Origin of the sequence: Neorhizobium sp. T6_25 (assembly GCF_002968555.1) — a bacterium.
Lineage (GTDB): Bacteria > Pseudomonadota > Alphaproteobacteria > Rhizobiales > Rhizobiaceae > Neorhizobium.
In genome coordinates, this window is sequence record NZ_PVBL01000002.1 from 243,558 (window position 1) to 263,940 (window position 20,383).

Annotated in this window: 18 protein-coding genes; 9 read left to right on the forward strand and 9 right to left on the reverse strand. The window is 62.7% G+C overall.

Annotated elements, in window-relative coordinates; translation table 11 throughout:
* Positions 1–33: 33 nt before the first annotated feature.
* Positions 34–987: a sugar-binding transcriptional regulator gene (locus C5L10_RS03345; RefSeq protein WP_371411914.1), complete on the reverse strand. Its 954-nt coding sequence runs from the start codon at positions 985–987 to the stop codon at positions 34–36.
* 234 nt (positions 988–1,221) lie between these two features.
* Between C5L10_RS03345 and tal the strand changes: the two genes are divergently transcribed.
* A complete protein-coding gene (tal, locus tag C5L10_RS03350) occupies positions 1,222–2,187 on the forward strand; it encodes a transaldolase (protein ID WP_105428528.1) in 966 nt (321 codons plus the stop codon).
* Positions 2,188–2,273: 86 nt separating this feature from the next.
* On the opposite strand, the gene C5L10_RS03355 is transcribed toward tal, so the two are convergent.
* From C5L10_RS03355 to C5L10_RS03365, 3 genes are all read right to left on the reverse strand, one after another.
* Positions 2,274–3,071 (reverse strand): class I SAM-dependent methyltransferase, encoded by a 798-nt coding sequence (locus tag C5L10_RS03355; RefSeq protein WP_105428529.1) that lies wholly within the window; start codon positions 3,069–3,071, stop codon positions 2,274–2,276.
* A gap of 123 nt (positions 3,072–3,194) precedes the next feature.
* Entirely contained in the window at positions 3,195–4,490 is a 1,296-nt protein-coding gene (locus tag C5L10_RS03360) for an MFS transporter (RefSeq protein ID WP_105428530.1), read from the reverse strand.
* A gap of 74 nt (positions 4,491–4,564) precedes the next feature.
* Positions 4,565–4,966 carry a MarR family winged helix-turn-helix transcriptional regulator gene (locus tag C5L10_RS03365; protein WP_105400086.1) on the reverse strand — a complete coding sequence of 134 codons (402 nt, stop codon included), beginning with the start codon at positions 4,964–4,966 and terminating at the stop codon, positions 4,565–4,567.
* A gap of 218 nt (positions 4,967–5,184) precedes the next feature.
* Between C5L10_RS03365 and C5L10_RS34130 the strand changes: the two genes are divergently transcribed.
* On the forward strand, positions 5,185–6,564 hold the full coding sequence (locus tag C5L10_RS34130; RefSeq protein WP_205837014.1) for a hypothetical protein: 1,380 nt from the start codon (positions 5,185–5,187) through the stop codon (positions 6,562–6,564).
* A gap of 132 nt (positions 6,565–6,696) precedes the next feature.
* Here the strand turns inward: C5L10_RS34130 and lysS are convergent, their stop codons facing one another.
* From lysS to C5L10_RS03395, 3 genes are all read right to left on the reverse strand, one after another.
* Positions 6,697–8,196, reverse strand: a complete 1,500-nt coding sequence (gene lysS, locus C5L10_RS03385; RefSeq protein ID WP_105428534.1) for a lysine--tRNA ligase — start codon at positions 8,194–8,196, stop codon at positions 6,697–6,699.
* A 100-nt stretch (positions 8,197–8,296) separates the two neighbouring features.
* Entirely contained in the window at positions 8,297–9,754 is a 1,458-nt protein-coding gene (gltX, locus tag C5L10_RS03390) for a glutamate--tRNA ligase (RefSeq protein ID WP_105428535.1), read from the reverse strand.
* A gap of 129 nt (positions 9,755–9,883) precedes the next feature.
* Positions 9,884–11,656, reverse strand: coding sequence for an SLC13 family permease (locus tag C5L10_RS03395; protein WP_105428683.1), 1,773 nt, complete (start codon positions 11,654–11,656; stop codon positions 9,884–9,886).
* Between the two features lie 209 nt (positions 11,657–11,865).
* Here C5L10_RS03395 and C5L10_RS03400 point away from each other — a divergent pair, with 209 nt between their 5' ends.
* The 3 genes from C5L10_RS03400 to C5L10_RS03410 all read left to right on the forward strand — a co-directional run bounded on the left by C5L10_RS03400 (position 11,866) and on the right by C5L10_RS03410 (position 13,069).
* The gene (locus C5L10_RS03400) at positions 11,866–12,408 is read left to right on the forward strand and encodes a glutathione peroxidase (protein WP_046604471.1); all 543 of its coding nucleotides are present in this window, start codon (positions 11,866–11,868) and stop codon (positions 12,406–12,408) included.
* Positions 12,409–12,470: 62 nt separating this feature from the next.
* Entirely contained in the window at positions 12,471–12,794 is a 324-nt protein-coding gene (locus C5L10_RS03405; RefSeq protein WP_105428536.1) for a type II toxin-antitoxin system RelE/ParE family toxin, read from the forward strand.
* Entirely contained in the window at positions 12,791–13,069 is a 279-nt protein-coding gene (locus C5L10_RS03410; RefSeq protein ID WP_046668319.1) for a helix-turn-helix domain-containing protein, read from the forward strand. The genes C5L10_RS03405 and C5L10_RS03410 overlap by 4 nt, the downstream gene beginning before the upstream one ends.
* A 55-nt stretch (positions 13,070–13,124) precedes the next feature.
* Here the strand turns inward: C5L10_RS03410 and C5L10_RS03415 are convergent, their stop codons facing one another.
* Both C5L10_RS03415 and C5L10_RS03420 read right to left on the reverse strand, forming a co-directional pair.
* Complete coding sequence (locus tag C5L10_RS03415; protein WP_046668376.1) at positions 13,125–13,889, reverse strand: TerC family protein; 765 nt, start codon at positions 13,887–13,889, stop codon at positions 13,125–13,127.
* A gap of 98 nt (positions 13,890–13,987) precedes the next feature.
* Positions 13,988–14,689, reverse strand: coding sequence for a TetR/AcrR family transcriptional regulator (locus tag C5L10_RS03420; RefSeq protein WP_105428537.1), 702 nt, complete (start codon positions 14,687–14,689; stop codon positions 13,988–13,990).
* Between the two features lie 135 nt (positions 14,690–14,824).
* On the opposite strand from C5L10_RS03420, the gene C5L10_RS03425 reads away from it, so the two are divergent.
* The 4 genes from C5L10_RS03425 to xylB all read left to right on the forward strand — a co-directional run bounded on the left by C5L10_RS03425 (position 14,825) and on the right by xylB (position 20,315).
* The gene (locus C5L10_RS03425) at positions 14,825–16,039 is read left to right on the forward strand and encodes an HlyD family secretion protein (RefSeq protein WP_105428538.1); all 1,215 of its coding nucleotides are present in this window, start codon (positions 14,825–14,827) and stop codon (positions 16,037–16,039) included.
* Positions 16,040–16,060: 21 nt separating this feature from the next.
* The gene (locus tag C5L10_RS03430; protein WP_046668316.1) at positions 16,061–17,653 is read left to right on the forward strand and encodes a DHA2 family efflux MFS transporter permease subunit; all 1,593 of its coding nucleotides are present in this window, start codon (positions 16,061–16,063) and stop codon (positions 17,651–17,653) included.
* Positions 17,654–17,797: 144 nt separating this feature from the next.
* Positions 17,798–18,838, forward strand: coding sequence for a LacI family DNA-binding transcriptional regulator (locus C5L10_RS03435; protein ID WP_105428540.1), 1,041 nt, complete (start codon positions 17,798–17,800; stop codon positions 18,836–18,838).
* A 22-nt stretch (positions 18,839–18,860) separates the two neighbouring features.
* Positions 18,861–20,315, forward strand: a complete 1,455-nt coding sequence (xylB, locus tag C5L10_RS03440) for a xylulokinase (protein ID WP_105428541.1) — start codon at positions 18,861–18,863, stop codon at positions 20,313–20,315.
* Positions 20,316–20,383: the final 68 nt, after the last annotated feature.

Sequence of the window (20,383 nt, forward strand, 5' to 3'; positions counted from 1 at the left end):
CCGTCCAAGCGCAGCCAGTGGTGCAGCCAGTGGTCAGGCCGCCCCCTGTGCGCTCTCGGAGGGCTCGTTCAGCCGCAACAACTCCTTGGCCGCAGTCTCATCGGTGATCAGCGTATGGCACCCGATCCTGCGGATCGTGGCGCGGATCGCTACCGCCCGGTGCGCACCGCCCGACGACAGCACGATGTGCCGGGCCTTTTTCAGCGTATCGAGATCCACCGACATCACCCGCTCGTTCAGCTTCTGATCCACGGAGCGGCCTTCCTCGTCGAGAAAGTTGAACATCGTGTCGCAGACGCAGCCGGCTGCGATCAGCCGGTCGAGTTCCGCCTTTGAGATGAACCCTTCCGACAGCGAGGTGGAATGCGGGCCGATGTCGCCGCAGCTCACCACCGCGAGATCGAGGTTTTCGGCGAGGTCGTAGATGGTCTTCAGCCCGCATTCCTCGATCAGCGCCCGTTTGGTCTTGACAGAATCGACCAAGAGCGGTGCCAGGAACATGTAGCATTCGGCGCCGAGCTGGCCCGCGAAACGCCAAGTGTAGTCGATCGGATTGGTCTGGTGCACCGCGACGATGCCACCGAGCAGCGACACGACCTTGCAGTTCCTCCGCCGCGGCGGGCGAAAGCTGCCGAGCGAGGCGGTCATCGTGCGGCCCCAGCCGACCCCGATGGTCATGTCGTCCTGTACCACTTCGGAGAGGAATTGCCCGAGCGCCAGCCCGACCGAGCTGGCGAGTGCCGCAGCGCTGTTGTCGCGCGGCGCTGGCACGACCACGGCCTCGTCGAGGCCGTAAGCCTTTTCCAGCCGGATCGCCAGCTCGACGCAGGTATCGATGCCCTCGCTGATCCAGATCTGCACCTCGGAGCGCTTCATAGCCTCGTCGAGCAGGCGGATCACCGTCGAGCGGCTCAAGCCCAGCCGTTCGGCGACATCTTTCTGCGTCAATCCCTGGTTATAATAAAGCCACGCCGCCCGCAGCCTCATGGAGGCAGCTTCGGAATAGGCGGTATGGGTCTCGCGTCTGAGCCTAGCCAACGGGCCTCCGGGACGATGATGGACAAGCGAGATGATACTTGTTCCAACTGACACATATGTCAATTCCGAAGGACAAATGTCTTGACTTTTAAACCGCGGGCGGAGGATAGTTCCTACCAACGCGCCGGAGGAGCCAAATCGCGCAACAGGCGTTTAGTTCTCCATATATCGAGGAATATTCGGATGACGTCTAAACTAGAGCAGCTTCGTTCCATGACCACGGTCGTTGCCGATACCGGCGACATCGAGGCGGTCGCCCGCCTGAAGCCCGTGGATTGCACCACCAACCCGACCATCGTCCTGAAGGCGCTCGGCACGCCCATCTTCGCCGACAAGGTCAAGGAAGCGATCGCCTGGGGCCGCAAGCAGTCCGGCACTCCGGACGCCGTCGTGTCCGCCGTGGCCGACCGCCTGGCGATCACCGTCGGTGCCGCCCTGTCCGAGCTGGTCCCGGGCCGCGTTTCGACCGAAGTCGATGCCGACCTTTCCTTCGACACCGAAGCGTCGATTGCCAAGGCCCGCCAGATCATCGCCTCCTACAGGGAGCGCGGCATCGAGCGTGACCGCATCCTAATCAAGCTCGCCTCCACCTGGGAAGGCATCCGCGCCGCGGAAGTGCTGCAGAAGGAAGGCATCGACTGCAACCTGACGCTTCTGTTCTCCCAGGCCCAGGCAATCGCCTGCGCCGAAGCCAAAGTGTTTCTGATCTCGCCCTTCGTCGGCCGCATTCTCGACTGGTACAAGAAGTCGACCGGCCAGGACTACACCGCCGAGACCGATCCGGGCGTCGTCTCCGTGCGCGCCATCTACAACTACTACAAGGCGAACGGCATCAAGACGATCGTCATGGGCGCCTCCTTCCGCAATGCCGGCGAAATCGAAGCGCTGGCCGGTTGCGACCGCCTGACGATCAGCCCAGCTCTGCTCGACGAGCTCGACAAGGACACCGGCAAGCTGGAGCGCAAGCTCGTGCCGGAAACCTTCAACGCGGAGCCGTTGCAGTCGCTCGACGAGAAGTCCTTCCGCTGGATGATGAACGAGGACGCCATGGCGACCGAAAAGCTCTCCGAAGGTATTCGTGCCTTCGCCAAGGACCTCGCGTCGCTGCGCCAGATGGTCAAGAAAGAACTGACCCTCGCGGCCGCCTGATACCGATTTCCACCGCCGGCATGAAGAAAGGCCCGTCTCGCAACGGGCCTTTTTGTATTTGGCGAAGGCTCAGGTCCGCGCCGGGATCAGTCCGGCTTTCTGCTGATGAACAGGCCGGTTTCCTTCTCCACCTCGAGCACGCCGTGGCCGCGCTCGAATGCGGCGGCGATTGCTTCCCGGAACGCGTCCAGTTGAGTCTCGTCCGCGCCGTCGCCGGGCGGGTAGGAAGTCAGCGCCAGAAACACGTCCTCCGGCTCCGTGATCCGCATGCTGGCGGGATGCTGGGAGAAGGTCACATCGCCGAACCTCGCACGCATCAGCTCCTCGGCCTTGTCGTATCCGAAAATGGCCGCGCTCGGATCGAATGGCTCGCTGCCGAACACGGTGGTGAGTTCGTAGATGCCGCGCATGTTGCCCATGCCGTTGGTGGTGACCGCCAGCGAACCACCGGGCTTCAACACGCGGAACATTTCCGCGATTCCCGCTGCCGGATGGGCCACGTGGTAGAGCATGTGCATGGCGATGACGACATCGAAGCTATCGTCGCCGAAGGGCAGGGCGGTAGCTTCCGCCTGATGGCCCACGACCGATCCGAAGGGCAGGGGCGTGCAGCGCGCAAGGGCTTCTTCCACCATTCCGGAAGACTGATCGGCAAGCGTGAGGTCGAGATTTTCAGGTATATCGTTGATGACGGAGGCCCAGAACCAGGCCGGGCCACAGCCGATATCCAGGACCCGATCGCCCTCCCGCAGCGGCAGTTTCCGCGCAACCCAGGGAAACCAGCCGGTTTCGGCGATCGTATATTCCCTGTTGAGGCGTCCGCGAGCAGCGAGCTTGCTGCTGTCGGCATATTGAACGGCGTTGCCCGAAGTGATCGATGACATGGTGCCTCCCGCAGCGATGGCGGCGCGCTTTGCGCACCAAATATCATATCCGGCGAGTTTGCAGTTTTGCAACGGCAGGTAATCTCCGGCGGCGAAGGACCCCGCCGGAGAGGTGGGGCGTGATCAAACCGGCTGCGGCACCAGCTTGGCAGTACCCGGCTTGCGCAGCAGCAGGACGGAAACCGCGGCGATCATGCACATCACGCCGGCGATCTGCAGGGCGGGCATATAGGTGTTGAAGTCGCTCTTCAGGAACCCTGCACCGAATGCAGCGGTGGCTGCGCCGATCTGGTGGCCGGCAAACACCCAGCCGAAGATCAGGCCGGCCCGTTCGCGGCCGAATTCGGCCGCGGCGAGCTTTACGGTCGGCGGCACGGTCGCCACCCAGTCGAGGCCGTAGAAGATCGCGAAGACCGACAACTCGACGAAGCTGAAGCCCGAGAGGGACAGGTAGACCAGCGACAGGCCGCGCAGGCCGTAGAACCAGAACAGCAGCCAGCGATTGTCGTAGCGGTCCGACAGCCAGCCGGCGAAGATGGTGCCGAAGAAGTCGAAGATGCCGATCACTGCAAGCGTGCTGGCAGCGGTGACCGCTGCCATGCCGAAGTCGCCGCAGATCGAGATCCAGTGGGTCTGGATAAGCCCGTTTGTCGAGAGGCCGCAGACGAAGAACGTGCCGAACAGGACCCAGAAGGTGCCGCTCTTCGAGGCGTGGCGGAGCGCGCCGATCGGCGAATAGAGCGTCGCCAGGAACTTGTGGTCCTGCTTCGGCGCCGGCGTCACCGCAGTCTCGCCATAGGCCGGCAGGCCGACATCGGACGGATAGTCGCGCATCAGGAGCAGGACCAGCAACATCGCGGCGGAGATGACGACGACCGTAAAGGTGAGCGCGGTGCGCCAGCCATAGGCTTCCGTCATGGCGGCGAGCAGCGGCAGGAAGACGAGCTGGCCGGTGGCGTTGCTGGCGGTCATCAGGCCGACGACGAGGCCGCGGCTCTTGGAAAACCAGCGGGTCGCGACCGTTGCGCCGAGGACCAGCGCCGTCATGCCGGTGCCGACACCGATCACCACGCCCCAGAGCGCCACGAGCTGCCAGACCTGGGTCATGAACAACGACAGGACAATGCCGCTCATGATCAGCGTCAGGGCGAAGGTGACCACCTGGCGGACGCCGAAATGGTTCATGAAGGCTGCGGCGAACGGGCCGAGCAGTCCGAAAAGCACCAGGCGGACGGCCATGGCCGAAGAGATATCGGCGATATCCCAGCCGAACTCCTGATGCAGCGGCTGGATCATCACGCCGGCCGAGCCCATGGCGCCGGCGGTCGCCAGCATCGTCAGGAATGTGGTGATGGCGACCACCCATCCATAATGCAGATTTCTGGCCGCCATCCATTGGGCGGCGCGATTGGAGATCATGGTCTGTCCCTTTCCTGGTCGTTGCCGCACCGGCAGCTGATAAAATCGGGTATATACCCGCGTCTGGTTAAAAATCAGAGGGCTGCAAGCAGTTCCTGCAGTTGTCTGGTTTTCTCGGCCCCGAGCCGGGCCTCGATATCGTCCTGGACGCCGTCCCACAGCGGCGCCCCCTGTTTCAAGATCGCATGGCCCTGCGGCGCGACGGTCAACATCGCTTCCCGCTGATCCTCGCCATGGCCGATCGCCACCAGACCCATGCGCTCCAGCACCTTGGCATTGCGGCCGACAGTCGACCGGTCCAATTCCACCTGGACGGCGAGATCGGTCAGTGAGATCGGCGCCAGCCGATTGATGTTGCGCAACAGGCTGAACTGCCCGATGTTGACGCCGAGCGGCGCCAGGGCCTCGTCATAATAGGACGAGACCTTTCGGGAGGCCTTGCGCAGCAGAATGCAGTGGCAGGTGTCGTTCGGCATGGAGCGGGTATATACCCGCGGTTCGATTTGCGCAAGGGGCATGCATCAAAAGCAGGGACGTTCCGGAATGAAGCACGCCGGCTGCGAGAAAGAACTCCGGAGGGCGAAAAGAACCCTCCGGCTTAAAGCTTCCTCAACAAGAATAGGTGACTATCCCGGCACTATTCCATCCTGTTGTTCTGCGTAAAAATGGAGTTGACCATGCCGGAGTTCGGCAAGTGAAGGGTCTGAAGTTCCGGTTTTCCAAGAAGCTCGTCTTCATCCTCATGGGTGGTATCGTCGTGCTCGGCGGTGGCAGCGGCGCGGCGGCTGTGCTCATCGGCGCAGACAAGATCCTCGGCCCCTCCTATCTGGAGATCAACGGGCTGGAATGTACCGCGCTCGAAACGGTCAAGATCAAGCGGGACCAGCGTTACTGGATCCGCAAATATGTGGTGAGCGACGGAACCGGCGACGGTCTGGCGCGCATCCGCACGGCCTTGCGCGTCGCCAAGGCTGTCCAGGAGAAGGAAAAGGCTGATCTCGTCCAGGTGGCGATGATCGACAAGGCCGGCCCCCGCGATCGTGCCCAGATGCGCGGCCGCGCAATCGGCGCCCAGGTCGTCTATATCCCGGATCCTAAAAAGGCGCCCGAGGGCACCGACGCCCAGCTCTATTCGGCATACTACCTCGACGGTACCGCCAATTCGAACGGCGAATATTACGGCATGCGCATCGACCTGCCGCTCGAGGATGTCGAGGCGCTCACCGCCCGGCTGACCGATCACGCCGATTGCGTCGGCCCGGTCGTCGCCACGCCGGAGGGTGAACACGGCCAGAAACCGAAGGCTGACGGTCACGGCGCGCCGAGCGAACCCGCCGGCCACGGCGAACCGGTCGCCAAGGGTCATGGCGCCCCTGCGGACGCTCACGGCGCTCCCGCCGAGGGGCATAGCGGCGAGGTCGCGGCCAAGGAGAGCGGCGGTTTCTTCAGTTCCGTCACCGGCATGATCTTCGGCTCCGGGCAGGAAGCCCCCGCGCAAAGCCATGCACCGGCTGGCAATCCTGCCGCTTCTGAAACCCATGCCGCTGCCCCGGCAACCGCCGCCCACGTTGCCCCGGCAGCCGATGCGCATCCGGCACCCGCAGCACCGAACAAGTCTCTCGCCAATCAAGGCCCCAATCAGGGCCAGGGCAATCAGAAGCCGGCCGCGCCTGCCCAGGTCGCATCCGCCGAACCAAAAAAGGAAGAGGGCGGTTTTCTTGCCTCGATAATGGGCATGTTCTCCGGCAGCGGTGAGCAGGAAAAACCCGCTGCAACCCCGGTCGCCGCCAAGGCATCGGAACCCGCGCCCGCGCCCCGCACGTCTGCTGAAGGCGGCAAGCGCTGGTCGAAGCAGACCGATGGCGACGCCGTTCGTTCCGACGCCAAGCCGCCGGAAACGGCGCATGCGGAAGCAGCTCCGGCCAAGACCGCCGGCGCCACGGACGCGGACGCCGCCGGCGCCGAATGGCTTGCAAAGCTCAGGGGCCAACCGGCTCCGGCCGCGCCCGCGAAACCCGCCCAGGCGGCGGCGGCTTCGGATGCGAAGGATCCTGCCGCCAAAGTCGTGCATTGAGTAAGCGGGAGGCCTTAGCCTCCCCACGTCATCCTCGGGCTTGACCCGAGGATCCAGCATCCGCAGTGCCCAGCCGGTGGATCCTCGGGTCGAGCCCGAGGATGACGACCGTGGTGGCGGAGGCGAACCCTATCAATCCGCCTTGGCGCGTCTCGCCGGGAACAGGATCACGTCGCGGATCGACGGTGAATCCGTCAGCAGCATGACCAGGCGATCGACACCGATGCCGAGGCCGCCGGCGGGCGGCATGCCCTGGTCGATCGCATCCAGGAACTCGTCGTCGAGCTGCTTGTCCTTCTCGCCGCGGGCATGGGCCTGTTCGAGCTGCTCGACCATGCGCTTGCGCTGTTCTTCCGGGTCGTTGAGCTCGGAGAAGGCGTTGCCCAGTTCCCAGGCGTTGCAATAGGTTTCGAAACGTTCGACGAGGCGCGGTTCGCCCGGCACTTCCTTGGCGAAGGGCGAGATATCTTTCGGGAAATGCGTCACGTGGCTCGGCTGGATCAGCGTGCCCTCGACCTTTTCCTCGAAGATGAAGGCGAGGCATTCGCCCCAGGTCCAGTCCTTCTCGACCGCGAAGCCGGCGGCCTTGGCGGCGGTGCGGGCTTCCTCGTCGGTCTTCATGCTCAAGAAGTCGATACCGGTCGCTTCCTTGACGGCATCGGGCATGGGCACGCGCTTGAACGGCCCCTTGAAGGACAATTCCTTGTCGCCGAACTTCACTTCGGTGGTGCCGTGGATGGTCATGGCGAGCGTCGAGAACATGCGCTCGACGAGGTCCATCATGTCCTCGTAGTCGGCATAGGCCCAGTAGCACTCCATCATCGTGAATTCAGGATTGTGCCGGGTGGAGACGCCTTCGTTGCGGAAGTTGCGGTTGATCTCGAACACCTTGTCGGTGAGGCCCGAAACCAGCGTACGCTTCAGGAACAGTTCCGGCGCGATGCGCAGGTACATGTCGAGCTTCAGCGTGTTGTGGTGGGTCTTGAACGGTTCTGCGGTGGCGCCGCCGTAGATCGCCTGCAGCATCGGGGTCTCGACTTCCATGAAACCGTCGTTTTCCATGAAGCGGCGGATGCCCGAGACGATGCGGCTGCGCTGCTGGAAGCGGAGCTTGGACTCTTCGTTGGTCATGATGTCGAGATGGCGCTTGCGGTAGCGCAGTTCGACATCCGACAGGCCATGCCACTTCTCCGGCATAGGGAGCAGCGACTTCGTAAGCATGGTGATGTTCTGGGCGTTGATGGTCAACTCGCCGCGCTTGGTGCGGCGCACGACGCCCGTCACGCCGATGATGTCGCCGATATCGACCATCGGCAAAAGATCGCGGGCTTCCTGCGGCGTGGTGTCCTTGTGGGAGAAGATCTGCACCTTGCCCGACGCGTCATGGATGTCCATGAACATGCCGGAATTGCGCGAGGAATAGACCCGGCCGGCGACGGTGACGATGTCCTGCGTCTCGACGTCCGCTTCCAGGTTCTTGTATTTCTCGGCCAGTTCCGCATTGGTCATCGTCCGGTGGAAATGCGCCGGATAGACGTCGCCGATCTTTTCGCGAAGCAAAGCGAGTTTCTGGGCGCGCACCTGGGTGGCGTCGGAGGAGAGGGCGGTTTCGGTCGTCGTGTTGTCGGTCATCGTGCTTCGCCTTCTTCGGGCAGGTTTATGTTGTTTCGCCGGTGCGGCTGGCTCGGCGTAACCCTCCCCACAAGGGGGAGGGGACCTGTCGCGTATGCCTTTACTTTCCGTCGCCCACCATGGAGGCCACCACCGTCGAGGCGATCTTCAACCTCTGGCGCACCACCGAACGGCCGAGCAGCGCCATCGAGTCGAACAGCGGCAACGAGCGGGACGAACCCGACATGGCGACGAAGAGCGGCGGGGTGACGACACGCAGCTTTTTGCCGAGCTTGTCGGCGACGGCGCGGAGTTCCGCATCGATCGTCTCGACATTCCATTCGAGGATCTTTTCGAGATCCGTCTGAACGGTGGTGAGGATTTCCAGCGTCTCGGCCGGGCTGGTCTTCAGGCCTGCAAACGAAGCGGGCGTCAGGCCGACATCGGAGGACAGCAGGAAGCCGGCAAGGTTCGGCAGTTCGCCGAGCTTGGAGATACGGCTCTGCGAATGTTTCAGGCCTTCCGTCAGGCGGCTGTTCTCCATGGCCCATTCCAGAACGCGGGCGACGAATTCGTCCGGAGACAGCTTTTCGCGCAGCCAGCGGCCGTTCAGCCAGTCGAGCTTCTGGATGTCGAAGATCGCGCCGGCCTTGGAAAGGTTGTCCGGGTCGAACTTTTCGATCAGCTCGTCCATGGTCAGCATCTCTTCGCCCTCGGCGATCTGGATGAAGAACAGGCCCAAAAAGTTCATCAGCGCTTCCGGCAGGTAGCCGAGCGCGGAATAATAGGAGATCGAGGTCGGGTTCTTGCGCTTCGACAGCTTCGACTTGTCGGCATTCCGCATCAGGGAGAGGTGCATGAACACCGGCTGTTCCCACTCGAAATACCGGTAGAGCAGGATGTGCTTCGGCACCGATGCCAACCATTCCTCGCCGCGCGCGACGTGGGTGATCTTCATCAGATGGTCGTCGATGACGTTGGCCATGTGATAGGTCGGCATGCCGTCGCCCTTGATCAGCACCTGCATGTCGACCGAATCCCACGGGATCGAGACGTCGCCGTAAACCCCGTCATGGAAATCGCAGGAGCCTTCGGTCGGGATCTTCATGCGGATGACAGAGCCTTCGCCCGCCGCCATCTTGGAGGTCACTTCCTCGGCCGTCAGGTTCAGGCAAAGGCCGTCGTATTTCGGCGGCTTGCCGCTAGCGCGCTGGCCCTCGCGCATCTGCTCCAGGCGTTCCGGCGTGCAGAAGCAGCGGAAGGCGTGGCCCTTGTCGAGCAGCTGCTGGGCATAGGGCTGGTACATGTCCTTGCGGTCGGACTGGCGGTAAGGGCCATAGGGTCCGCCGACATCCGGGCCTTCGGCCCAGGTCAGGCCCGTCCAGCGCAGCGCGTCCAGAACCTTCTGCTCGAATTCCTGCGTCGAGCGCGTAGCATCGGTATCCTCGATGCGCAGGATGAATTCGCCACCATGTTTCTTGGCGAAGAGATAGTTGAAGAGCGCGATATAGGCGGTACCAACATGCGGCTCGCCGGTCGGCGAGGGGGCGATGCGGACGCGGGGCTTCGTGGCGATCATGAAGAATGCTCTATCTGTGGCGGCCGGGAAGGCGCCAAGCCTGTTTTTGAAATGCGGATTGGCGCAGGCTTAGGCCATATTCAGCCGCAAGCGTCAAGGTTTTTGGCGGCAAGGTACTTGGCCGCAGCCCTACCTCACCGGCCAGACATAGAGCAGCGCCGGCACGCTGACGAGGATGATCAGGAAAGAAAGCGGCAGGCCGAGCCTCGGATAGTCTGAGAACTTGTAGCCGCCGGGGCCGAAGACGAGCGTGTTGCACTGGTGGCCGACGGGGGTGAGGAAATCACAGCCGGCGCCGATCGCCACCGCCATCAGAAACGCCTCCGGCCGAAAGCCGAGACTGGTGGCGAAGCTCGCGGCGATCGGCCCCATGACGAGCACCGTCGCGGCGTTGTTGAGGAACGGCGTCACCGCCATGGCAGTGACAAGGATCAGCCCCAGGGCACCCCAGGCCGGAAGCGTCGCGGCCACCTGGCCGAGCCAGCCTGCGATGAGTTCGCTGCCACCGGTGGTCCTCAACGAATCCGAAACCGGGATCAGCGCTGCCAGCATGACGAGGATCGGCCCATCGACAGACTTGTAGAAGTCGTTGAGTGGGATCGCCCGGAAGACGACCATGCCGAGGGCAGCCGTGAAGAAGGCGACGGGGACCGGTGCGATGCCCACCGCGGTCGCGGCCATGGCAAGCGCCAGGATGACCAGCGGAATGAAGGCGCGTCGCTGTGTCCCGAGCAGGATTTCGCGCTGGGCGAGAGGCAGCAGGGAAAAATCCTGCAGCACCGCGGGCAGGTTCTTGCGGCTGCCCTGCAGCACCAGCACGTCGCCGGCCATCAGCGTCAGCTCGCCCAGCCGCTGCTTTAGCCGTTCGCCGCGTCGGCTGATCGCCAGAAGATTGACGCCGCGCGTGTAGGAGAGCGCCAGTTCCTTGGCGGACAGACCTTTAAGCGGCGATTCCTGGGTGATGATAGCCTCGACCGAGATCACGTCCGTCTGCGTCTGGCCGTTTTGCTTCAGCGGCTTCCCGGACAGTTTCAGCCTGCCGCCGGAGGCGATCCGATCGAGCGCCTTCGAAGGGCCTTCCAATATCACCACGTCGCCTTCGCGCAACGTCAGGTCCGGAAAGGGCGACATGCGGGACGTTCCGCGCAAAACGGCAGTGGCCAGCACCTCACGGTCGCCGAGCTTCAGAAGGTCGCTGAGCGGTTTTTCCAGCATCGTCGAGTCGGCGGTCAGGGAGACCTCTGACGTGTAGTTGGTGATCTCCACCGCCTCTTCGATCGAGCTGTTCTCCCGCGTGCGGCTCGGCACCAGCCAGTGAAAGAAGAGCAAGAAGGTGATGCCGACGACGGTCAGGATCGACCCCATTGGCGTGAAGTCGAACATCGTGAAAGACCTGCCGGTCAGCTCTTCGCGCAGCCGCGAGACCACGATGTTCGGCGAAGTGCCGATCTGTGTCATCAACCCGCCGAGCAGGGCGGCGAAAGCCATAGGCATCAGGTATTTCGACGGCGAGGCGCCCGATTTCCTGGCGAACTGGAAGGCGACCGGCATCATGATCGCCAGCGCCCCGATATTCTTGATGAAGGCGGAAAGCAGCGCCACGACGATCATCAGCAGCGCGAGCTGCGTGTGCAGCGTGTTGAGATTCGGGAAGAATTTCTTGATGGCAGTATCGACGATGCCCGAGCGCGCCACGCCGGCGCTGACCACCAGGGCGCTGCCGACGATGATGACGATGTCGTCCGAGAAGCCGGAAAACGCCTTGTCGACCGGGACGACGCCGAGCGCGACGGCCAGCACCAGCGCGCAGCAGGCGACGACGTCGTAGCGGAACCGATCCCAGATAAAGACCGCCATCATGATGGCGATGACGGAAAACGCGAGGATCTGCTGAGTGGTCATGCCGTCCTTGATGTCGAGAGGTCCAGCGGAACGGTGGCCGCTGGCAGAAGGATAAGGTGGCGCTGCCGCGCCGTCGGTCAATGCCGAGATGAGTTCAAAGTTCCGGAGCGCCCGCCAGCTCCGGAGGCGCCTGTCCACTGGACAACAGGGACCGCTTCGATAGGGTGTCGCGGCAAAACGACAGAATTGTTTTGAATGGAGATTTGTCGATGACTGATGTTTTGAACGTGCCGGTGAAGCTGGCCGATGGCCGCGAGACCACGCTTTCGGAATACAAAGGCAAGGTGATGCTGGTCGTCAACGTCGCCTCGAAATGCGGCCTGACCAAGCAATATGAAGGCCTCGAAAAACTCTACGAAGACAAGCGCGGCGATGGTTTCGTCATCACCGCCTTCCCGGCCAACAATTTCAAGGGCCAGGAGCCCGGCACCGACGCCGAGATCGTCGAATTCTGCCAGCTCACCTACGATGTAAAATTCCCGATCTTCTCGAAGATCTCCGTCAAGGGCGAAGACAAGCATCCGCTCTACCAGGGCCTTACCGGCTCCGGCGTGCCGACCACCGGCGACGGCCCGATGAAGGAAAAACTGCGGGGCTTCGGCATGGAAGTCGAAGACGGCGAGATCGTCTGGAACTTCGAAAAATTCCTGATCGGCCGCGACGGCGAGATCAAGGCACGCTTCGCGCCCGACGTCGACGCGCAGGACAGCCGGCTGGTCGATGCGGTCGAGCGGGAACTGGCGAAGAACTGAGATGAGATGTAACCGGAAACGCAACTCTTGATGGATTATCTTAAATGAGCTATATAGCGTAAATGAGATGGACGGTCGAGACTCATCGTGCCGTCGATGGGGAAATCGAGGCGTTGCCTTCCGGCCTTCAGGCGCGCCTCATCCGTCTTCTGGAAGCTATCGAGAATGTGGGCCTGGACAAACTACGGGAGCCCCACGTCAAACATCTCGAAGGTAAGCTTTGGGAGCTTCGCGCCAAAGCGTCCGAAGGAATAGCCCGCGGAATCTATGTCGTGGTGACCGGGCGCAAGGTCGTGGTCCTACATGTCTTCGTGAAGAAATCGCAGAAGACCCCGCAGAGAGCGCTCGACATAGCAAGGCAGCGAATGAAAGAGGTGCAGCCATGACCAAGATCGCAGACCTCAAGAAGAGGCTTATGAGCAATCCCGAATTTCGCGAGGAATACGAAAAGGCAGATGCCGAGTTTCGTCTTGTCGAGGAGTTGGTGCGTGCCCGGACGAAGGCTAACCTGTCACAAGCCGAACTGGCCAATAAAATCGGGACGACACAGTCTGCCATTGCCCGGCTGGAAGGCGGAGGCGTTTCGCCCTCGCTGTCGACGCTGCGGCGTTACGCGGAGGCCACGGGATCCAAGCTGGAAATCAATCTGGTCCCCAACTGAGAACGTTCGTAGCTAGAATAAAAGGGCGCCGCGAGGCGCCCTTCGTGTATCTGGATCAATGCAGCGTCGTTCCGCCGCCCTTCTTCTTGCGGGCGTTCTTGGCGAACATGTTGAGCGCTTCCACCGCCGCCGAGAAGGCCATGGCGGCGTAGATGTAGCCCTTTGGCACGTGCACGCCAAAACCTTCGACGATCAGGGTGCCGCCGATCATCAGCAGGAAGGCGAGCGCCAGCATCACGATGGTCGGGTTTTTCTCGATGAAGTTTGCAAGCGGGGTGGCGGCGATCAGCATGACGGTGACGGCGGCGAGGACGGCGACCACCATGATCGGCAGATGCGGGGTCATCCCGACGGCGGTGATGATGCTGTCGATCGAGAAGACGAGGTCGAGCAGCAGGATCTGGCCGATCGCAGACGCAAAGCTCATCTTGACCACGTCCTTGCCGGCGCCGACCAGGTCTTCCTTGTGGTCGTCGACATCGACGGAGTGGTGGATTTCCTTGGTTGCCTTCCAGACGAGGAACAGGCCGCCGGCGATCAGGATCAGATCCTTCCACGAGAAGCCGTGGCCGAAGGCCTCGAAGATCGGGTTGGTGAGCTGGACGATCCAGGCGACGGTGCCGAGCAGGGCGAGACGCATGACGAGCGCCAGGCCGATGCCGATCTTGCGGGCACGCTCACGGTTTTCGGGCGGCAGCTTGTTGGTGAGGATGGAGATGAAGATGAGGTTGTCGATGCCGAGCACGACTTCCATGACGACGAGGGTGACAAGCGCCACCCAGGCGGCCGGATCCTGAACCAGCACGACGATATCCTGCATCAACATTCCCTTCTTTCAATCTCAAGGCGTAATTGCCTGACCGATTTAAGGATTGATGAGCGGAAGACAAGAGGAGGTTGCGCTACAACCTCCTGAAATCAGGCATGTTCTTTCGTTTTTGCGGTCACGGAATTGTCATGAACGCCATAGGCTGCCATGAACACCCGGATCGCGCCCGTAACGACATGGTCGATCTCGTTGAACGGCGGTACGTCGTCGAGATCGCCGAAAAGGCGCAGTTTGAAGAAGGTGCCGCTCACCATGTCGACGAATTGACGGGCTGCGAGATCCGTATCTTCCACCTTGAGATTGCCGAGCTCCACGTGGCGCCTGATGAAATCCTCAAGCACGGTGCGCACGTTCTGGGACGGCGAATTGTAGAAATGCCGACAGAGGCTCGGCAGGCGATCGACGACGCCGATCACCGTACGCATCGCCTCGATCACCTGGGATGCGGTGATGTGCGTCGCAAAACCCATGCCGAAGCGGTAGAGGCCGTCCTCGACCTCTTCGCTGCCTGCAAGGATGTCTCGCATGCGCAGCGTGATCCGTTCGCGCTCACGGGCAATGATCGCGCCGAACAGGTCTTCCTTGTTCTGGAAGTAGACGTAGATCGTGCCTTTCGAAACGCCTGCCTCGCGGGTGATGTCGTTCATGCTCGCAGCGTCGAAGCCGAGCTTCATGAAGACGCTTTTCGCGCCGTCGATAATCTGCTCCCGTTTCGCCGGATCCTCGCCCGCTGCGAAACGTCCGGCGGGAACAGGATCACACCTTTCCAGTTTCCTAGTCTGCCTGGCCATTTCGATGCCCTTTTTTAACCTTTTCGAACCGAGCGGTTCGATTGCCCTTGATATGTGTCATCGATGGGTCTATGTCAAGCTCGCTGAACCGATCGGTTCGATGGAATAAGACGCTCCCAAGACGGTAGATATAAGATGACGTCCTCTCAGAATTCCGGCGCACTGCGCGCCGTGACGACGGAAAATGCTGGCCTTGCCAAGGTTGAGGCCCTCAAGGGCTCGCCGACCGCGGAACAGCCTGCGGCAGCCGAGGCGATTGCGGCCCCGGCTGTCGCCAAGGCGCCTGAAAAGAAGAAACGACGCGGTCTGCTGTTGCCTATCATTGCGCTTGCCCTCCTCGGTGGCGCCGGCTGGTATGGTTACAACTGGTGGATCGATGGTCGGTTCCTAGTTTCCACCGACGACGCGTATGTCGAAGGCGATATCGCGGTGATCTCGCCAAAAGTGTCCGGTTATGTCGCCAAGGTCAACGTTGTCGAGAACCAGGCCGTCAAGGCTGGCGAACCGCTCGTCACGCTCGACGACGGCGATTATCAGCTTGCACTTCGCAAGGCACAGACGGCTATCCAATCCGCCAATCTTGCTGTCTCCCGCATCGACGCGCAGATCGTCGGCGGCGAAGCGGCGGTGAAGCAGGCCCAAGCCCAGCAGGGCGCTCTCGAAGCCGCGGTTCGCGGTGCCGAGATCACCCAGAAGCGCGCGACGAGCCTGCAGGCAAGTGCGGTCGGCACCGCCGCCGCGCTCGACAATGCCGAGATTGCGCTTGAACAGGCCCGCGCCAATCTCGTCGCCGGTCAGGCGGCGGTCGCGTCGGCGCAGGCCAATATCGGCCTCCTGCGTGCCCAGCGCGACGAGGCGGTCAATACGATCCATACCCAGGAACTCGCCCGGGACCAGGCCCAGCGCGATCTGAACTTCACGGTCCTGAAGGCGCCCTATGACGGCGTCATCGGCAACCTCTCCGTCCAGACGGGCGATCTCGTCTCGACCGGCAAGCGGCTCGCGTCGCTGGTGCCGCTGACCGAGCTCTATATCGAGGCGAATTTCAAGGAAACCCAGCTCGGCAACCTGCAGCCGGGTTCCAAGGTCCGCGTGCATGTAGATGCCTACGAGGATCACAACATCACAGGCACGGTCGTGTCGATCGCGCCGGCCTCCGGTGCCGTCTTCTCGATGCTGCCGCCGGAAAACGCGACCGGCAACTTCACCAAGGTCGTGCAGCGCGTTCCGGTTCGCATCTCGATCCCGAAGGAAGACCTCGAACGCCAGCGCCTTCGCGCCGGGTTGAGCGTCGTCGTCGACGTCGATACCCGCACGGCGCCCGGCATCAACGCCGTCGCTGCCAAGTAAAGAGAACCAAGGAGAGCGGCCATGGCAGGAGCAACGGCCACGGCGGGTCCGCCCCCTATGGCGATGCCGGCCGACCAGCCGATGGACAGACGCAAGCTCATCGCCTTCTTCGCGATGGTCTTCGGCATGTTCATGTCGATCCTCGACATCCAGATCGTCTCGGCCTCGCTCGCGGAAATCCAGGCCGGCCTTTCCGCCGGTTCTGATGAAATCGCCTGGGTGCAGACCTCCTACCTGATCGCCGAAGTGATCATGATCCCGCTGTCGGGCACGCTTGCCCGGATCATGTCGACGCGCATCCTGTTCTCCATGTGTGCAGCCGGCTTCACGCTGGCCAGCATCCTTTGCGCCACTGCCACGAATATCGACGAGATGATCGTCTATCGCGCCATCCAGGGCTTCATCGGCGGCGGCATGATCCCTTCGGTCTTCGCGGCGGCCTTCACCATCTTCCCGCCGTCGAAGCGCAGCATCGTGTCGCCGATCATCGGCCTCGTCGCGACGCTCGCCCCGACGATCGGCCCGACGGTCGGCGGTTACCTTTCCAATTCCTTCTCCTGGCACTGGCTGTTCCTGGTCAACGTCATCCCCGGTATCATCGTCACCGTCGTCACCTTCACGCTGATCGATTTCGACAAGCCGCAGCTTCAGCTGATGAAGAAGTTCGACTGGTGGGGGCTCGCCTCCATGGCGGTCTTCCTCGGTGCGCTGGAATACGTGCTGGAAGAAGGCAACAACAAGGACTGGTTCAGCGACGACAAGATCGTCATCGGCACCGTCTTCATCGTCATCGGCGCCGTGGTGTTCTTCTGGCGTGCCTTCAAGGTCGAATTCCCGATCGTCGATCTCAGGGCGTTCGGCAACGCCAATTTCGCCTTCGGCTCGCTGTTCTCCTTCATCATGGGCGTCGGGCTCTACGGGCTCACCTATCTCTATCCGCTTTATCTCGGTCGCATCCGCCATTACGATTCGCTGATGATCGGGGAGACGATGTTCGTTTCCGGCATCGCCATGTTCGTCTCGGCGCCGCTCGTCGGGCGGCTGTCGAACAGTGTCGACCTGCGTATCCTGATGGCGGTCGGTTTCGGCTCGTTTGCGGCTGGTACCTGGCTGATGACCGGCATCACCGCCGATTGGGATTTCTACGAACTGTTGCTGCCGCAGATCCTGCGCGGGTTCGGGATGATGATGTGCATGGTGCCGATCAGCAATATCGCGCTCGGGACGCTCGCGCCGCAGCGCATCCAGGGCGCGTCCGGCCTTTTCAACCTGACCCGCAACCTCGGCGGTGCGGTCGGCCTTGCGGTCATCAACACGGCGCTGACCCAGCGTTCAGACGAGCACTACGCCCGGCTTTCCGAGCACGTCAACTACGGCAATCCGGCAGCGCTCAACTGGCTCGACAGCGTCGGCGCCAACTACAATTCCTTCGGCCTCGACGGCAGCGCCGTCGCGCTCCAGAGGCTCTCCGGCATCATCACTCAGCAGGCTCTGCTGCTTTCCTTCATGGATGTCTTCTTCATCCTGACGGGGCTGTTCGGCAGCCTGATCTTCTTCGTCTTCCTGATCGCCAAGCCGGCCCGCCCCGCGGGCGCCGGTGGCGGCGGGCATTGATTGCAGCATTCCACCGCCGGGAAAGGGGCCGCCACGCGAGTGACGGCCTTTTTCTTTGGGTGTTCGAGCTTGCGTGAAACACGTACCTCAAATTTTGATTTACGTACCTCAGAATTTCCGCTAACACGGTCGGCGGAGGAATTCATGAAGCCCACAGTCCACGACATCGCGAAGATCGCCGGCGTCAGCCTTGCGACTGTCGACCGGGTTCTCAACGGCCGGCCAGGCGTGCGTTCCGTCACCCGCGGCAAGGTCGAGGAGGCGATCACCTCGCTCGGTTACGTGCGGGATCTCGCCGCCGCCAATCTTGCCAAGAGCCGGACCTATTCCTTCGTGTTCATCCTGCCGGCTAACGACAACTCCTTCATGATCGGCCTCACCGAGGAAGTCCGCGGCGCCGTTGCCCGCTCCAGCTCGGAGCGCACCGACATCCGCATTGTCGACGTGCCGCCCTTCGATCCGGGCGCGCTGGTCGCAGCCTTGGAGGCAGTGCTCGCCGAAAAACCCGCGGGCGTCGCCTTCGTCGCCATCGACGCGCCGGAAGTCCGTGCGGCCGCCCGCCGCCTGAGCGAGGCCGGCATCCCGATGGTGACGCTCGTGTCGGATCTGCCGGAGTCCTCCCGCGATCATTATGCTGGCATCGACAATATCGCCGCCGGGCGCACCGCCGGCAGCCTGATGGGACGGTTCCTCAGCGGCCCGCTCATGGACGAACGGGGGGCGACCGTCGCGGTGCTTGCCGGCTCCATGCTGGTGCGCGACCATCGCGAGCGGCTCGAAGGGTTTTCGACCGTCATCGCAAACGCCTATCCGAACGTCCATATCCTATCCGTCCTCGAAGGCCGCGACGATCCGGCGCTGTCCGAGGCGATGGTCGCGGAGGCGCTGCGCCGCAATGCGGACATTGCCGGCATCTACAGTCTCGGTGCCGGCAACCGCGGCCTCATCCGCGCGCTGCAGACGGCGCACGGCCCCCGCCGGCCGCTCGTCATCGCCCACGAACTCACCGCCTCGACCCGTGCGGCACTTGCAGACGGTGTCATTGACGCGGTGCTGAACCAGGATGCGGGCCACGAGGTCAGAAGCGCGATCCGCGTGCTGAAGGCCAAGGCGGACGGCCTGCCGGTGCTCGCCGCCCAGGAACGCATCCGTATCGACATTTTTCTGAAAGACAATCTGCCCTGAGGGCAGAAGAGGGAGTAGCACCATGTATCTCGGTCTCGATCTCGGCACTTCGGGCGTCAAGGCGATGCTGATCGACGGTGATCAGAAGATCATCGGTTCGGCGAGCGGTTCGCTCGACGTCTCGCGCCCGCATTCCGGCTGGTCGGAGCAGGATCCTGCCCACTGGATCCGCGCCACCGAAGAAGCGGTCGCAGGTCTCAAGGCAAAATTCCCGAAGGAGCTGGCGGCGGTGAAGGGCATCGGCCTTTCCGGCCAGATGCACGGCGCGACGCTACTGGACAGCGAAGACAAGGTGCTGCGCCCCTGCATCCTCTGGAACGATACCCGTTCGCATCAGGAAGCTGCAGCCCTCGATGCCAACCCGATCTTCCGCAAGCTCACCGGCAATATCGTCTTCCCCGGTTTTACCGCCCCGAAGCTCGTCTGGGTCGCCAAAAACGAACCTGACATCTTCGCCAAGGTCGCCAAGGTCCTGCTGCCGAAGGATTACCTGCGCCTCTGGCTGACCGGCGAGCATATGTCCGAAATGTCGGATTCGGCCGGCACGTCCTGGCTCGATACCGGCGCCCGCAAGTGGTCGTCCGAACTGCTCGCCGCGACGGGCCTTGACGAAAAGCAGATGCCGTCGCTGGTCGAGGGCACCGAACAGGCCGGCAAGCTGCGCGGCGAACTTTCCTACAAGTGGGGCATGGCGGAAGGCGTCGTGATTGCCGGCGGGGCAGGGGATAATGCGGCGTCGGCCTGCGGCATGGGCACGGTCGCGGAGGGCCATGCCTTCGTGTCGCTCGGCACGTCCGGCGTGCTGTTTGCCGCCAACGCCTCCTATCTGCCGAAGCCGGAAAGCGCCGTGCATGCCTTCTGCCACGCGCTGCCGAAGACCTGGCACCAGATGGGCGTCATCCTGTCGGCGACCGACGCGCTCAACTGGTATTCGAATATTACCGGCAAGACGGCAGCCGATCTCACCCAGGAACTCGGCGATGCGCTGAAGGCTCCCTCCAGCGTCACCTTCCTGCCCTATCTCTCCGGCGAGCGCACGCCGCATAACGACGCGGCCATCCGCGGCGCCTTCATCGGCCTCGAACACGAAAGCAGCCGGTCGGTGCTGACACAGGCGGTCCTGGAAGGCGTGACCTTCGCGATCAGGGACAATCTCGAGGCGCTGAAATCCGCCGGCACCTCGATTTCCCGCGTTGCCGCCATCGGCGGCGGTTCGCGCTCGCGCTACTGGCTGCAGTCGATCGCCACCTCTCTCGGCGTGCCGGTGGATATTCCGGCCGACGGCGATTTCGGAGCTGCCTTCGGCGCCGCACGCCTCGGCCTCATCGCTGCCACCGGCGCCGACCCGCTTTCCGTCTGCTCGGCACCGAAAACCGATGAGACCATCGAGCCGGTCGCAGCACTCTCGGAAGCATACGACACCGCATACGCCCGCTACCGGACGCTCTATCCGGCGATCAGATCGCTGGCGCATTGAGCATCCTTACACATGGAGGTGCGTTGAAAAGACCCCTCCCCAACCCCTCCCCACAAGGGGGAGGGGCT

Bases quoted from the DNA above. Each gene is read 5' to 3' on its own strand.
- C5L10_RS03345 (WP_371411914.1), bottom strand. From the start codon at position 987: ATGAGGCTGCGGGCGGCGTGGCTTTATTATAACCAGGGATTGACGCAG.
- tal (WP_105428528.1), top strand. From the start codon at position 1,222: ATGACGTCTAAACTAGAGCAGCTTCGTTCCATGACCACGGTCGTTGCC.
- C5L10_RS03355 (WP_105428529.1), bottom strand. From the start codon at position 3,071: ATGTCATCGATCACTTCGGGCAACGCCGTTCAATATGCCGACAGCAGC.
- C5L10_RS03360 (WP_105428530.1), bottom strand. From the start codon at position 4,490: ATGATCTCCAATCGCGCCGCCCAATGGATGGCGGCCAGAAATCTGCAT.
- C5L10_RS03365 (WP_105400086.1), bottom strand. From the start codon at position 4,966: ATGCCGAACGACACCTGCCACTGCATTCTGCTGCGCAAGGCCTCCCGA.
- lysS (WP_105428534.1), bottom strand. From the start codon at position 8,196: ATGACCGACAACACGACGACCGAAACCGCCCTCTCCTCCGACGCCACC.
- gltX (WP_105428535.1), bottom strand. From the start codon at position 9,754: ATGATCGCCACGAAGCCCCGCGTCCGCATCGCCCCCTCGCCGACCGGC.
- C5L10_RS03395 (WP_105428683.1), bottom strand. From the start codon at position 11,656: ATGACCACTCAGCAGATCCTCGCGTTTTCCGTCATCGCCATCATGATG.
- C5L10_RS03400 (WP_046604471.1), top strand. From the start codon at position 11,866: ATGACTGATGTTTTGAACGTGCCGGTGAAGCTGGCCGATGGCCGCGAG.
- C5L10_RS03405 (WP_105428536.1), top strand. From the start codon at position 12,471: ATGAGATGGACGGTCGAGACTCATCGTGCCGTCGATGGGGAAATCGAG.
- C5L10_RS03410 (WP_046668319.1), top strand. From the start codon at position 12,791: ATGACCAAGATCGCAGACCTCAAGAAGAGGCTTATGAGCAATCCCGAA.
- C5L10_RS03415 (WP_046668376.1), bottom strand. From the start codon at position 13,889: ATGCAGGATATCGTCGTGCTGGTTCAGGATCCGGCCGCCTGGGTGGCG.
- C5L10_RS03420 (WP_105428537.1), bottom strand. From the start codon at position 14,689: ATGGCCAGGCAGACTAGGAAACTGGAAAGGTGTGATCCTGTTCCCGCC.
- C5L10_RS03425 (WP_105428538.1), top strand. From the start codon at position 14,825: ATGACGTCCTCTCAGAATTCCGGCGCACTGCGCGCCGTGACGACGGAA.
- C5L10_RS03430 (WP_046668316.1), top strand. From the start codon at position 16,061: ATGGCAGGAGCAACGGCCACGGCGGGTCCGCCCCCTATGGCGATGCCG.
- C5L10_RS03435 (WP_105428540.1), top strand. From the start codon at position 17,798: ATGAAGCCCACAGTCCACGACATCGCGAAGATCGCCGGCGTCAGCCTT.
- xylB (WP_105428541.1), top strand. From the start codon at position 18,861: ATGTATCTCGGTCTCGATCTCGGCACTTCGGGCGTCAAGGCGATGCTG.